This window comes from Streptomyces sp. WMMB 714, assembly GCF_900090125.1.
Lineage (GTDB): Bacteria > Actinomycetota > Actinomycetes > Streptomycetales > Streptomycetaceae > Streptomyces > Streptomyces daqingensis.
Genome location: NZ_FMHJ01000009.1, coordinates 37,047 through 49,444, shown reverse-complemented (window position 1 = coordinate 49,444; position 12,398 = coordinate 37,047). Strand labels below are relative to the sequence as shown.

Here is a 12,398-nt window from a genome sequence, read left to right as displayed (position 1 = left end):
CTCAGCCGGACGCACCGTCCTGCCGGACGCGCCGCGCCTTGCCCAGGTGGACCAGCGGCTCCTGTCCCGGAGGACAGGCAACGCCCGGGGCGAAGTCGAGACCCTGAGGCACCTCGCCGCCCTCGGCAAAGGAAGAAGCCATGGAAGGCGCCGAAGACAGTCCGAGTTGAGCGTCATCGTCGCCTGAAGCTGTCGCAGCAGCAGGCAGACGGCCGCGAGTTGAGCGGGGAGCCGGCGGATCGGCACGTGCAGCGACTCGACGTATCTTCGGCCAGCAGCGTTCGCCGCTGCCTCCACTCCTAGGACGACTTGATCGGCTTCAGCACACGGGTTTCCGCGTCACCCACCGCGCGGCCGATGAATTTCCGGCTCCGGGCTGGTCCAGGTCGTGACACCCGAAGGGAAGGGCGCCGCCATGTCAGAGCTTCTCGTCGACTTCATCACCTCCCTCGACGGCAACGCATCGGGAGAGGGCTGGCCCGGGTTCTGGGGCCTGGAGGGCCCGGAGTACCTCGCTTGGCTCGGCGAACAGCCCGAGGTCACCTACCTCATGGGAGCGAACACCTACCGCCAGATGTCAGGCTTCGCGGCCGGCGAGGTCCCGGATGGCCAGGACGAGTTCAGGCCCGAAGAAGAGGCGTCCGTCGACGAGCTCACGCGAGCGTCCAAGGTGGTGTTCTCCTCCTCACTCGAGGAGCCACTGACGTGGGCCAACTCCACACTCGTCCGCGACGACGCCGTCAAGACGGTCCGCGCCATGAAGTCGAGTGGCTCGGGGCTCCTCAGCACGATCGGCAGCCTCAGCCTGTGCCGGTCCCTGCTTCGGGCCGGACTCGTCGACCGCTTCCGGGTCGGGATGTTCCCCGTGATCACCGGGGCCACGGGCGCAGAACGCATCTACGACGGCTACCCGGACGTCGCCCTCGAGATGACCGAGCACCGAACCTTCGACGGCCGCATCCAGATGGTCGAGTACAAGCCCCGCGTGCTCGACCACCCGCCGCTCGGCGCCCCTTAACCCACCTCTTGGACCGACGTCGGCGCCCCGAGACCGCCGATCGGCGATCGCGAAGCTGGTGGGCCCCTCCGTACGGACGGCTCTGCGGGCCGGGCCGGTGCGCCGTAGCCCGACCCCCTTGGCCGAAGCCGGCGCCAGGTCCCGCCTCCGGCCGAGTCCCGCCTGCGCGGCCGTGGTTCACCCCGAGGGCCTGAGCCAGACCGCCGTGTCCGGTGCGAGCAGGCCACCCGGCTCGGGAGCATCGCTGGCCACCAGGACGTCGGCCCCGGCGGGCAGCGGCACCGGCCGCCCGCCCAGGTTGACCCGGCATTCCAGCGCCCGTCCCCGGCGGAAGGCCAGCTCGTCCTGCTCCGACGGCAGCCATTCCAGGTCGCCGCTCCCCCGCACGTCCGCGCGCAGCCGCAGAGCCGTGCGGTACAGCTCCAGGAACGACTCCGGGTCCCCGGACTGCGACGCGGCCGAGTACTCCCCCCACCCCTTGGGCTGCGGCAGCCATCCGCCGCCGGGCCCGAAGCCGTACGAGGGCCCGTCCTCCTGCCAGGGCAGCGGTACGCGGCAGCCGTCACGGCCCTTGAGGGTGCGGCCCGTGCGCTCCCACATCGGGTCGCGCAGCGCCTCGGCGGGCAGGTCCGGCACCTCCGGCAGGCCCAGCTCCTCGCCCTGGTACAGGTACGCCGTCCCGGGCAGTGCCAGGGTCAGCAGCGCGGACGCGCGGGCCCGGCGGCGTCCGAGGTCCAGGTCCGCGGCGGGTTCCGTGCCGTCCGACATCAGCCAGGCGGCCGGGTCGGTGCCCTCCGGCAGGCCGTAGCGGGTGACGTGGCGTACGACGTCGTGGTTGGAGAGGACCCAGGTCGGCAGCGTCCCCACGGAGCGGGCGCCTTCGAGGGAGGTGTCGATGACGTCCCGGAAGGAACGGGCGTCCCAGGGGCAGCGCAGGTGGAAGAAGTTGAACGCCTGGTGGAGCTCGTCGGGCCTGGTGTACAGGGGGAGCCGGGTGGCGCTGACCCCGGCCTCCGCCACCGCGATACGGGGCGGCTCGTAGGCGTCGAGGATCTCGCGCCAGGAGCGGTAGATCCCGTGCACCTCGTCGCGGTCCCAGAAGGGGTGGTCGTCGCCCTGGGGCGGGGAGTTGAGCGGTGCGGCGTCGTTGCCGCGGGTGTGCCGCAGCGGGGGCTCCAGGTCCTTGCGCAGCCCGTGGGCGACGTCGACCCGGAAGCCGTCCGCACCGAGGTCGAGCCAGAACCGCAGGGTGCGCTCGAAGTCGGCCGCGACCTCGGGGTTCTCCCAGTTCAGGTCGGGCTGCTCGGCGGCGAAGATGTGCATGTACCACTGGCCGTCCGCCGTACGCGTCCAGGCTCCGCCGCCGAACTTGGACTGCCAGTCGGCGGGAGGTTCGCTGCCGTCGGGGCCTTCGCCGTCCCGGAAGTGGAAGCGGTCGCGGGCAGGAGAGCCGGGTGCGGCGGCGAGCGCCTCGGCGAACCAGGGGTGCTGGTCAGAGCAGTGGTTGGGAACGATGTCGACGATGACCTTCAGCCCGTGCCCGTGGGCGCGGTCCAGCAGTTCGCGGAAGTCGTCGAGCGTGCCGTGGCGCGGGTCGACGTCGCGGTAGTCCGAGACGTCGTAACCGCCGTCGGCCCAGGGCGAGGGGTAGAAGGGCGTCAGCCACAGCGCGTCGACGCCGAGTGCCGCGAGATGGTCCAGGCGCCCGCTGACGCCGCGGAGGTCCCCCATGCCGTCGCCGTCGGAGTCGGCGAAGCTCGGCACGTACACCTGGTAGACGGCGGCTTCACGCCACCAGTCCCCGGTCTCCTTCACGTCGCCCGGGCTGGACGGGTTCACCTGCACTGCGGCCTCCTCCTGCGTCGCACTCCGTTCCGGGCCGCCGGCCCGGAGCGTCCGGCCGGAGCGCTCGCCCGCCGTCGCCGTGCGCGGCCGGGCCGGTTACTAAAACGCTTGCGCAATCCTGTCCAGCATCTCCGCCGAGGTCAAGGTGAGAGTGGTCTTCCACATACTGAATCGGTTGCGTCACCGGCTGTTAATCTGCCGCGGTGAGCTCCGAGCAGCAGCACCCGGCGACGACGATGGCGGACGTCGCGCACGCCGTGGGCGTCTCCAGCGGCACCGTCTCCCGCGCGCTGCGCGGCCTGCCCGGCGTCTCCGACGCCCTGCGGCGGCGCATCCTGCGCGCGGCGGAGAACCTCGACTACGTCGTCTCGCCCGCCGCCTCGGGGCTCGTCACGGGACGTACCGGCTCGGTGGCCGTCCTCGTCCCGTTCATCGCCCGCTGGTTCCACGCGCAGGCGCTGGCCGCCGTGCACGAGGTGCTGCGGGGCGCCGGGTTCGAGATCGTCCTGTACCACGTCGAAGGCACCGCGGAACGCCGCGAGTTCTTCGAGACGCTCCCGGTGCGGCGCCGGGCCGACGGGCTGGTCGTGATCGCCCTCTCCCTCACCGAGCGGGAGGCGCGGCGGCTCGACGGGCTGGGCATGCCCGTCGTGGGTGCCGGTACCCGCCTGCCCGGCGGCCTTCCCGAGGCCGGCATCGACGACGCCGAGGGCGCCGCCAAAGCGGTGCACCATCTGGCGAACCTCGGGCACGAGCGGATCGGCATGATCCGCACCACCGACGACGAGGGCGTCCACCAGGGCGTCTCCAGGCGCCGCCTCGCCGGCTTCCGTTCGGCCATGGGCGAACGCGGACTCGAGGTGGCCGCCGGCGCCGTGGTCTCCGCACCCTGGGGCGCGGACGGCGGCGCCAGGGCCATGGGCGAACTGCTGTCGCTGCGCGAGCCACCGACCGCCGTCTTCGCCGAGGCGGACGACGTGGCGGTCGGGGCGCTGCGCACACTGCGGCGGTCCGGTGTGGACGTACCGGCGGGCATGTCGGTGGTCGGCTTCGACGACAGTCCCGTCGCGGAGCTGCTGGACCTGACCACGGTCGGCCAGTCCGTCCGTGAACAGGGCCTGGTCGCGGGCCGGTTGCTGCTCGACGCCGTACAGCGGGGCCGCCACGGCGGCTCGCGCGTCCGGTTGGAGACGCGGCTGGTCACCCGGGGGACGACGAGCAGGCCGGGCGGCGGATCGCGCGCCGGATGAGCGGCACCGGAGGGTGCGGCGGCCTCGCTTCCGCGTGACGCGGTGGGCACGGAGCGGCGCACGGCACGTGCTCCACCGGCTCTGGTCAGGCAGTTGGGGCGGCCAAGGCTGCGGCAGTGGCCTGCACACGCCGTAGGCTGGTTGCCGCACGGAACTGGATCTGCTGCCGGGCATGGAGCGCGTGCTCCGTCCCGGCCGGAAGGAGGCGCTGGGTGATCGAGCTCGAGGGAGTTCCCGAGCTGGTCGACCCGGTCATGGTGGCCGCGTTCGAAGGCTGGAACGACGCCGGCGACGCCGCCTCCACCGCGGTCGGGCACCTGGAGAAGGAGTGGAAGGGCGAGGTCTTCGCCGCTCTCGACGCCGAGGACTACTACGACTTCCAGGTCAACAGGCCCCATGTGTGGCTCGACGGCGGCGTACGCAAGGTCACGTGGCCGACGACGCGGCTCTCGGTGGTCCGGGTCGACAACGCCGGCGGCAAGGGCGGCCCCCGCGACCTGGTGCTGGTACGCGGCATCGAGCCGAGCATGCGCTGGCGTTCCTTCTGCAACGAGATCCTGGGTTTCGCGCACGAGTTGGGCGTCGAGATGGTCGTCGTGCTGGGGGCGCTGCTCGGCGACACCCCGCACAGCCGTCCGGTGCCCGTGACCGGCATGACGTCCGATCCGGACCTGGCGCGGACGATGAACCTGGAGGAGTCCCGGTACGAGGGCCCGACCGGGATCGTCGGCATCCTCCAGGAGGCGTGCACCCACGCCGGGGTTCCGGCGGTGAGCCTGTGGGCGTCCGTCCCGCACTACGTCTCGCAGCCTCCCAACCCGAAGGCCACACTGGCGCTGCTCAACCGGCTGGAGGACCTGCTGGAGCTGAGCGTGCCGCTCGGCGACCTGCCGGAGGACGCCCGCGCCTGGCAGCTGGGCGTGGACCAGCTGGCAGCGGAGGACAGCGAGGTCGCGGAGTACGTGCAGTCGCTGGAGGAGGCCCGGGACACCGCCGAACTGCCCGAGGCGTCCGGGGAAGCCATCGCCAAGGAGTTCGAGCGCTATCTGCGGCGCCGCGACGACGGGCCCGCCGGAGGCGGCACGGGCGACAGCGCCCGTGAGTCCGGGTCGAGTTCGTTCCGCCGCGGCACGGGTGGCACGTCGCGGCGGCGGCAGCCCTCGACGACGGAGGACAGGCCCCCCTCCGGCACCGAGGACGGCGGCGAACAGGCAGACGACGGCGGCACGGACGGCAAGACCCACGAGACCCCGCAGGACGGCGGGGACGCGGGGCAGACGGACGCCCCGGAGAGCGACGAGGGAGCCACGTCCGGGAAGCAGACCGGCAGCGGGGCGGGCGGCCGGAGCAGCGGCAAGGGCACCTCCGGCCGCAGCACCGGGGGCTCGCGGAGCACCGGCGGCGGTGCGGCCGCCAAGGGCAGGAAGAGCAGCGGGAGTTCGAAGAGCACCGGCACCGCCAAGGGCGCCAAGGGCGGCAGGACGGCGGGGAAGAAGTCCGGGGACGGGGCGGAGCCTCCCGAGGGCGAGGGCGAGGGCTCCGGCGGCGCGGCCGGCGAGAAGCCCAAGAAGCGGACCCCGAGGAAGCAGGCGCAGAAGAAGCCCGGGAAGCCCGCCGCCGAGAAGGAGACGCCCGAGAAGCGGGCGCAGAAGAAGCAGACCCCGCAGAAGAAGCAGACCCCGCGGAAGCAGTCGCCGCGGAAGCAGTCGCCGGGTGAGCCGGAGCCCTCCTCGCGGGACGAGTCCGGCGAGGACTCCGGCGAGAAGTGAGGCCCGCGGGCCCGGGCGTACGGCGTCGGACCGTCCTGGCACCGCGGCGGTCGGACCGCACAGGCGGAACGCCACCGGCCGAAGAGCCCCGACACCCCGAACCGAGCGGAAGGGCCGGACCCCGCCAGCGGCGCGGTCCGGCCCTTCTTCCGTCTTCGGCGCGAACTCCTCGGGGTCGCCCGGGAGTTGCCGCCACTTCGCTACAGCGCGACTCCCAGGAGCGCGTCGACCGCCCGCGAGACCAGACCCGGCGCGCCCGTGTCCGTGCCGCCCTCGGACTCCTGCGTCTCGGCCCACCGGTCGACGGCGGCCAGGGCGCCAGGCGTGTTCAGGTCGTCGGCCAGCGCTGCCCGTACCTGAGCCACCACGGTCTCGGCGGGCGGACCGTCGGGCCGTGAGACGGCGGCACGCCACCGTGCGAGCCGCGAGCGGGCCTCGTCCAGCACTTCCTCGGCGTACTCCCAGTCGTCCCGGTAGTGGCGCGAAAGCAGCACGAGACGGATCGCGGCAGGGTCGACGCCCTCGCGCCGCAGCTGCGAGACGAAGACGAGGTTGCCCTTCGACTTGGACATCTTCTCGCCGTTCAGGGCGACCATGCCGGCGTGCACGTACGTCTGCGCGAAGGGGTGCTCGCCGGTGAGCGCCTGGGCGTGCGAGGCGCCCATCTCGTGGTGCGGGAAGGCCAGGTCGGAGCCTCCGCCCTGCACCTCGAAGCCCATCCCGAGGTGTTCCAGTGCGATGGCCACGCACTCGATGTGCCAGCCGGGGCGCCCGGGGCCCAGGGAGGCGCCGTCCCACCGGGGTTCGCCGTCCCGCGCGCCGCGCCACAGCATGGGGTCCAGCGGGCTCTTCTTTCCGGGACGCTCGGGATCGCCGCCCCGCTCGGCGGAGAGCAGCCGCATCGTCTCGGCGTCGAGTCGCGACACCTCGCCGAAGTGGGCGTCCGCGTCGACGGAGAAGTAGACGTCGCCCTGCAGTTCGTACGCCGCGCCGAGCTCCAGCAGCCGCTCGACCATCGGCACGATGTGAGGAATCGATTCGACAGCCCCGACGAAGTGCCTCGGGGGCAGCATCCGCAGCGCCGTCATGTCCTCGCGGAACAGCGCGGTCTCACGCTCCGCCAGCGCCGTCCAGTCCTCACCGGTGAGTTGGGCCCTCTCCAGCAGCGGGTCGTCGATGTCGGTGACGTTCTGGATGTAGTGCACCTGCCGCTTCGTGTCGAGCCACACGCGCTGTACGAGGTCGAAGGCGTTGTACGTCGCCGCGTGCCCCAGGTGGGTGGCGTCGTAGGGCGTGATGCCGCAGACGTAGAGGCGGGCGACGGGACCTGGGGCGAGGGTCACCCGCCCGTCGGTCGCGGTGTCGTGGATCTCCAGATCGCGGCCCTGACCAGGCAGGGCGGGGACTTCGGGGGCGGGCCAGGCATGCATTCCACGAGCCTAACCCGGACAGCCGTTCGGCATCTCGGGCGAACGGGGCGAGAGATGGGCAAGTTGTGTGAATGACCGGATACGCGGCCTTGACGGCGACTCGGCAGCGGTTGCGTGGTGTCGGGACATGCGCCGGTGCCGCGCTGCCGCAGCCGCGGGAGCAGCCGCCGAAGGCTCCGCATGGGACCGCTCTACAGGGGCGGCCAGGGAATGGCGGGCCAGTCGCCGCCGGGCATCGGGTGCCGTCCGGACGTGCGCAGTGCGTCGACGCGCTTGCGCAGGGCGTCGATCTCCTCGGGAGTGATCAGTTCGGAGAGCCGGACCGCGAGCGGAGTGCCCTCGGCCAGCCTCGCGGCCAGTTCGCGCAGTGCCGCGCAGGCCTCCGCGGTGAGTTCCTCACCGGCCCACCCCCACAGGAGGGTCCGCAGCTTGCCGTCCACGTGGAAGGTGACTCCGTGGTCGATGGCGTAGAGCCGTCCGCCGGGGGCCGGCAGGAGGTGGCCCCCTTTCCGGTCCGCGTTGTTGATCACGGCGTCGACGACGGCGAGGCGCCGAAGCCGGGTGTCGTCGGCGTGTACGAGCAGGGCGGGGCGCACTCCGCCGGTGTCCACATGCCCGACGGTCTTCCAGCCCGCGCCCGGCTCGTCGCCCTCGACCACGGCGAGCAGGTCTCCGAGCGCCTCGCCCGGGGGCGGGCCGGCGGCCTCGTCCGCGCCTTCGACGCGCCCGTCGCCGTCCTGCGCAGCCTCGTACGCGGACTCTCCCGGACCCGTGCCACCGGCTTCGCCGGCGCTGCCGCCGCCCTGGGCGCCCGCGTGACCCTCGCCGCCCGCTTCAACGCCGTCGTCGTCCTCCGCGCCGGGCAGCGGCCCCACCCACGCCTGGCACATCCCGGGGCCGTAGGGGCCCTCACGCAGGACCGTGGCGGGGATCAGGTCCCAGCCCAGCGCGCGCGAGATCTCGTACGCCGCCACCTCGCGCTGCGCGAGCGTGCCGTCGGGGAAGTCCCACAGCGGACGCTCGCCCGCCACCGGCTTGTAGACGCACGGCATGCCGCGGCCCTCGTGTTCGACCCGCCCGAAGAGCACCGCGTTCGACGCCTCCCGGATCTGCCCCAGCACCGTCAGCGAGCCGCGCTCCAGGTGGAGACGCGTCTCCTCGTCCGCCGGGGAACCGGACGGCGGGCCCGGCCGCGGCGGCGAAGCTGACTCGGCCTGCTTGCTCATTCGCCCCGCCGGTAACCGTTCTGCCGCGGGCACACGTGCCCTTCCGGGTCGAGCGGCAGGCTGCACAGCGGGCAGGGCGGACGTCCGGCGTTGACGACCTCCATGGCCCGCTTGGCGAACGCGCGGGCCATGGCCCCGTCGAGCCGCACCCGCAGCATCGGGGGGCCGTTCTCGTCGTCCTGGAGCAGCCGCTCCTCGGCGTCCGCGAGATCCTCGTCGGAGTCCGCCTCCAGCTCGACGATGGCCTGTGCCTCGACCACCATGCGCTCGCCGTCGCCGTCCCAGGCGAGTGCCATCGTCCCGACGCGGAACTCCTCCTCTACGGGCGTCTCCAGCGGCTCCTTGTCGTCGATCTCCGAGGGGGCGACAGCGGGGACGGGCGCGTTGCCGCCGGAGCGCCGGACCACCTCGTCGAGCAGTTCGTCGATCCGCTCGGCCAGCGCCTCGACCTGAGCCTTCTCCAGCGCGACGCTCGTCGTACGGCCCGAAGCGGAGGCCTGGAGGTAGAAGGTGCGCCGTCCTGGCAGCCCGACCGTACCGGCGATGAATCGGTCCGGAGGGTCGTAGAGGAACACCTGACGGGACACGTCCTGCTCCGTTGTCGTCGACGTCTACTCGGTCAATGGGCACCCTACTGCGATTGCCGATCTTCGCGCTTAAGCGCCGCCTCCCACAGTGGCGTTGCTCCCCTGCTCGCGGCTTCTGTCTTCCCCGCCGGGCTTGCGCGAAGCGTCTTCCGCCCCGTCCGCCGCGCCTTCTCCCGCAGCGGCCGGCTCCGCCTCCTCGGCGGGACGCTCCGGCGGTACGAGCGAGTCGAGTTCCCCGGTCTCCCCCAGCCGCAGCAGGAACGGCCGCAGCGCCGTGTAACGGATGACGGTCAGCGAGCACGGGCCGACGGAGATGCGCTGGAAGAGGTCCAGATGCATGCCGAGGGCGTCGGCCACGACGGACTTGATGATGTCCCCGTGCGAGCACATCGCGTACAGCGCTCCGGCCCCGTGCTCCTCCTCGATACGGCCGTTCCACTCGCGTACCGCCTCGACCGCCCGGGCCTGCATGTCCCGCATCGACTCCCCGCCGGGGAACGCCGCGGCGGAGGGATGCTGCTGGACCGTGGTCATCAGCGGCTCTTCGAGGAGTTCGGCCAGCTTGCGCCCGCTCCAGTCCCCGTAGTCGCACTCGGAGATCCGCTCGTCGGTGTGCACCGGCAGGCCGGGGCGTGCGCGGGTGAGCGGCGCCAGCGTCTCCTGGCAGCGCTGCATGGGACTGCTGACGACGGCGGCGAGCGGCAGGGCACCGAGCCGGTCGGGGAGCGATTCGGCCTGCGTCTGCCCGTACTCGTCGAGGGCCACCCCCGGAGTGCGGCCCGCGAGGAGTCCGGAGGTGTTGGCGGTGGAGCGGCCGTGCCGTACGAGGATCAGCGTGGGCATGCCTGCCAGCGTAAGCGAGCGGCTCGCGCCGCCGTCCCCCACCGCCGGCCGGGGGCGGCCGCGGTGGTTGGAGCTGCGGCGACGGGGCACAATGACCTGTCGTGATCGTGGACTGCGCCATCTACAGGGACGGACAGCGCATGGAGCGCCCGTCCGACTACTCCGACGCCCTGGCGGAGGCGAGGGAGGCGGGGAACGCCTTCCTGTGGATAGGCCTGCACGAGCCCACCGAAGCCGAATTCGGCCGCGTCGCCGAGGAGTTCGGGCTCCATCCGCTCGCCGTCGAGGACGCCCTCCACGCGCATCAGCGGCCCAAGCTGGAGGTCTACTCCGACTCCCTCTTCCTCGTCCTGAAGCCCGTCTCCTACGACCAGTCCACCGCGACGGTCTCCGCGGGCGAGGTCATGCTCTTCATCGGCGACTCCTTCGTCGTCACCGTGCGGCACGGCGAGACCAATCCGCTCGGTGAGGTACGGGAGCGGCTGGAGCAGGACCCGAAGGTGCTCCGGCACGGTCCGACCGCGGTGATGTACGTCGTCAGCGACGCCGTCGTGGACCAGTACATGGAAGTGGCGGCCGACCTCCAGGTGAGCCTGGAGGGTCTGGAGGAGGACGTCTTCGCCCCCGACGGCCAGTCCGCACGGGACACGGCGGGCCGCATCTACGGCTTCAAGCGGCAGGTACTGGGCTTCCGGCGTGCGACGGGGCCGCTCGCCGAGCCCCTGGAGCGGCTGACGCGCTCAGGAGTGCCCTTCGTGCCCGAGGAGTCCCGCCCCTTCTTCCGCGACGTCAGCGACCACCTCTCCCGCGTGCACGACCAGGTCGACGGCCTCGACCGGCTGCTGTCGGACATGCTGTCGGCGAACCTCGCGCAGATGAGCGTCCGGCAGAACGACAACATGCGCAAGATCTCCGCGTGGGCGGCCATGTTCGCCATTCCGACGGCCATCGCCGGGGTGTACGGCATGAACTTCGATCACATGCCGGAGCTGAACTGGGTGTGGGCGTATCCGGCCGTCATCGCACTGATCGCGACGGCGTGCCTGATGCTCTTCCGCTTCTTCAAGCACCGCGGCTGGCTGTGACCGGGCGCCCGGCGGCGCCGGGAACGGGAGGGCCGGTCACGGGGATGCTCCGGTGAGGGGGCGTCCGCGGCCGGGGCGTAACCGTTTCACCACGCGGGGCGTTGAGTTGCGTAACGGCCGTGGCGGGGAAGACCCCGAGCCCCCACCACGGCCGTAGGCATGTCCGGGCACGGGACCCGGGACGGCGCTTCAGGACGCCGTCCGGGCCGCCCTCTCAGGAGGCCACGCCGGCGCGCTCCAGCGCCTCGACACCCGCCCGCAGCCCGCTCAGCCGCTCCTCGAGACCGAAACCGGCCGGCGCGAGCGAGAGCGTCGTCACGCCCGCGTCCGCGTAGGCGCGCATGCGCTCGGCGATGCGCTCGACCGGGCCGACGAGGGTGGTGGAGTCGATGAGTTCGTGCGGCACGGCCGCCGCCGCCCCCTCCTTGTCGCCGGACAGGTACTTCTCCTGGATCTCGGCGGCCTCCTTCTCGTAACCCATGCGCTGCGCGAGGCGGTTGTAGAAGTTCTGCTTGCGGCTGCCCATTCCTCCGACGTACAGCGCGGTGTACGGACGGAACTGGTCGGCCAGTGCCCGCACGTCCTCGCCGACCGCCATGGGCACCGTCGGGCAGACGTCGAAGCCCGAGAGCCCCGGCCCCTTGCCCGCCTTCTCGCGGCCGGCGCGCAGGTGCTGCAGCGTCGTCTCCTCCGCGTGCTCCGGGGAGAAGAAGATCAGCAGCGCGCCGTCGGCTATCTCCCCGGTCTGCTCCAGGTTCTTCGGGCCGATCGCCGCGATGTAGAGCGGGATCTCCTCGCGTACGGGGTGGACGGTGAGCTTGATGGGCTTGCCCGGCCCGCCGGGCAGCGGCAGCGTCCAGTGCTCGCCCTCGTGGCTGAGGCGCTCGCGCGACATGGCCTTGCGGATGATCTCCACGTACTCGCGGGTGCGCGAGAGCGGCTTGTCGAACTTCACGCCGTACCAGCCCTCGGAGACCTGCGGTCCGGAGACGCCGAGGCCGAGCCGGAAGCGCCCGCCCGAGAGGGAGTCGAGGGTGGCGGCGGTCATCGCCGTCATCGCGGGCGTGCGGGCGGGGATCTGGAAGATGCCGGAGCCGACGTCGATGTTCTCCGTCTGCGCGGCCACCCAGGAGAGGACCGTGGGGGCGTCCGACCCGTACGCCTCGGCGGCCCAGCACACGTCGTAGCCGAGGCGGTCGGCCTCCTTGGCGACGGCGAGATTGTCCGCGTCCATCCCCGCGCCCCAGTAGCCGAGGTTGATACCGAGCCGCATATGGTCCCCTTACTGATCAGTAACGTCTCTGTCCGAGGGACTGTAGCGTGCGCCCGCAAGTAACCTCAACGC

The 12,398-nt window shown here is 72.3% G+C and carries 10 protein-coding genes and 1 pseudogene; 4 read left to right on the top strand and 7 right to left on the bottom strand.

Translation table 11 applies throughout. The features are described from left to right. Position 1: 1 nt before the first annotated feature. Positions 2-142 carry a hypothetical protein gene (locus H181DRAFT_RS29490; protein ID WP_158715451.1) on the bottom strand — a complete coding sequence of 47 codons (141 nt, stop codon included), beginning with the start codon at positions 140-142 and terminating at the stop codon, positions 2-4. 273 nt (positions 143-415) lie between these two features. Here H181DRAFT_RS29490 and H181DRAFT_RS17685 point away from each other — a divergent pair, with 273 nt between their 5' ends. After that, entirely contained in the window at positions 416-1,018 is a 603-nt protein-coding gene (locus H181DRAFT_RS17685) for a dihydrofolate reductase family protein (RefSeq protein WP_045865490.1), read from the top strand. 177 nt (positions 1,019-1,195) lie between these two features. Here H181DRAFT_RS17685 and H181DRAFT_RS17680 read toward each other — a convergent pair whose 3' ends face one another. Then, complete coding sequence (locus tag H181DRAFT_RS17680; RefSeq protein ID WP_078895814.1) at positions 1,196-2,863, bottom strand: glycoside hydrolase family 13 protein; 1,668 nt, start codon at positions 2,861-2,863, stop codon at positions 1,196-1,198. 203 nt (positions 2,864-3,066) lie between these two features. On the opposite strand from H181DRAFT_RS17680, the gene H181DRAFT_RS17675 reads away from it, so the two are divergent. Together H181DRAFT_RS17675 and H181DRAFT_RS17670 are read left to right on the top strand one after the other, a co-directional pair. Continuing rightward, positions 3,067-4,113, top strand: coding sequence for a LacI family DNA-binding transcriptional regulator (locus tag H181DRAFT_RS17675; protein ID WP_254666892.1), 1,047 nt, complete (start codon positions 3,067-3,069; stop codon positions 4,111-4,113). Between the two features lie 212 nt (positions 4,114-4,325). Then, positions 4,326-5,174, top strand: a pseudogene (locus H181DRAFT_RS17670) (PAC2 family protein); the annotation flags it as partial. 908 nt (positions 5,175-6,082) lie between these two features. Here the strand turns inward: H181DRAFT_RS17670 and mshC are convergent. The 4 genes from mshC to H181DRAFT_RS17650 form a co-directional block, all read right to left on the bottom strand. Then, positions 6,083-7,312 (bottom strand): cysteine--1-D-myo-inosityl 2-amino-2-deoxy-alpha-D-glucopyranoside ligase, encoded by a 1,230-nt coding sequence (gene mshC / locus H181DRAFT_RS17665; protein WP_045865489.1) that lies wholly within the window; start codon positions 7,310-7,312, stop codon positions 6,083-6,085. A gap of 191 nt (positions 7,313-7,503) precedes the next feature. Further along, on the bottom strand, positions 7,504-8,538 hold the full coding sequence (locus H181DRAFT_RS17660; protein WP_045865488.1) for an SCO1664 family protein: 1,035 nt from the start codon (positions 8,536-8,538) through the stop codon (positions 7,504-7,506). Continuing rightward, complete coding sequence (locus tag H181DRAFT_RS17655; RefSeq protein WP_045865487.1) at positions 8,535-9,125, bottom strand: DUF3090 domain-containing protein; 591 nt, start codon at positions 9,123-9,125, stop codon at positions 8,535-8,537. Before H181DRAFT_RS17655 ends, H181DRAFT_RS17660 begins: the two co-directional genes overlap by 4 nt. Before the next feature lie 69 nt (positions 9,126-9,194). Then, positions 9,195-9,968, bottom strand: a complete 774-nt coding sequence (locus H181DRAFT_RS17650) for a histidine phosphatase family protein (protein ID WP_074467924.1) — start codon at positions 9,966-9,968, stop codon at positions 9,195-9,197. Positions 9,969-10,108: 140 nt separating this feature from the next. On the opposite strand from H181DRAFT_RS17650, the gene corA reads away from it, so the two are divergent. Then, complete coding sequence (gene corA, locus H181DRAFT_RS17645; protein WP_175439799.1) at positions 10,109-11,053, top strand: magnesium/cobalt transporter CorA; 945 nt, start codon at positions 10,109-10,111, stop codon at positions 11,051-11,053. 214 nt (positions 11,054-11,267) lie between these two features. On the opposite strand, the gene H181DRAFT_RS17640 is transcribed toward corA, so the two are convergent. Beyond that, on the bottom strand, positions 11,268-12,326 hold the full coding sequence (locus H181DRAFT_RS17640; protein WP_045865485.1) for an LLM class F420-dependent oxidoreductase: 1,059 nt from the start codon (positions 12,324-12,326) through the stop codon (positions 11,268-11,270). Positions 12,327-12,398: the final 72 nt, after the last annotated feature.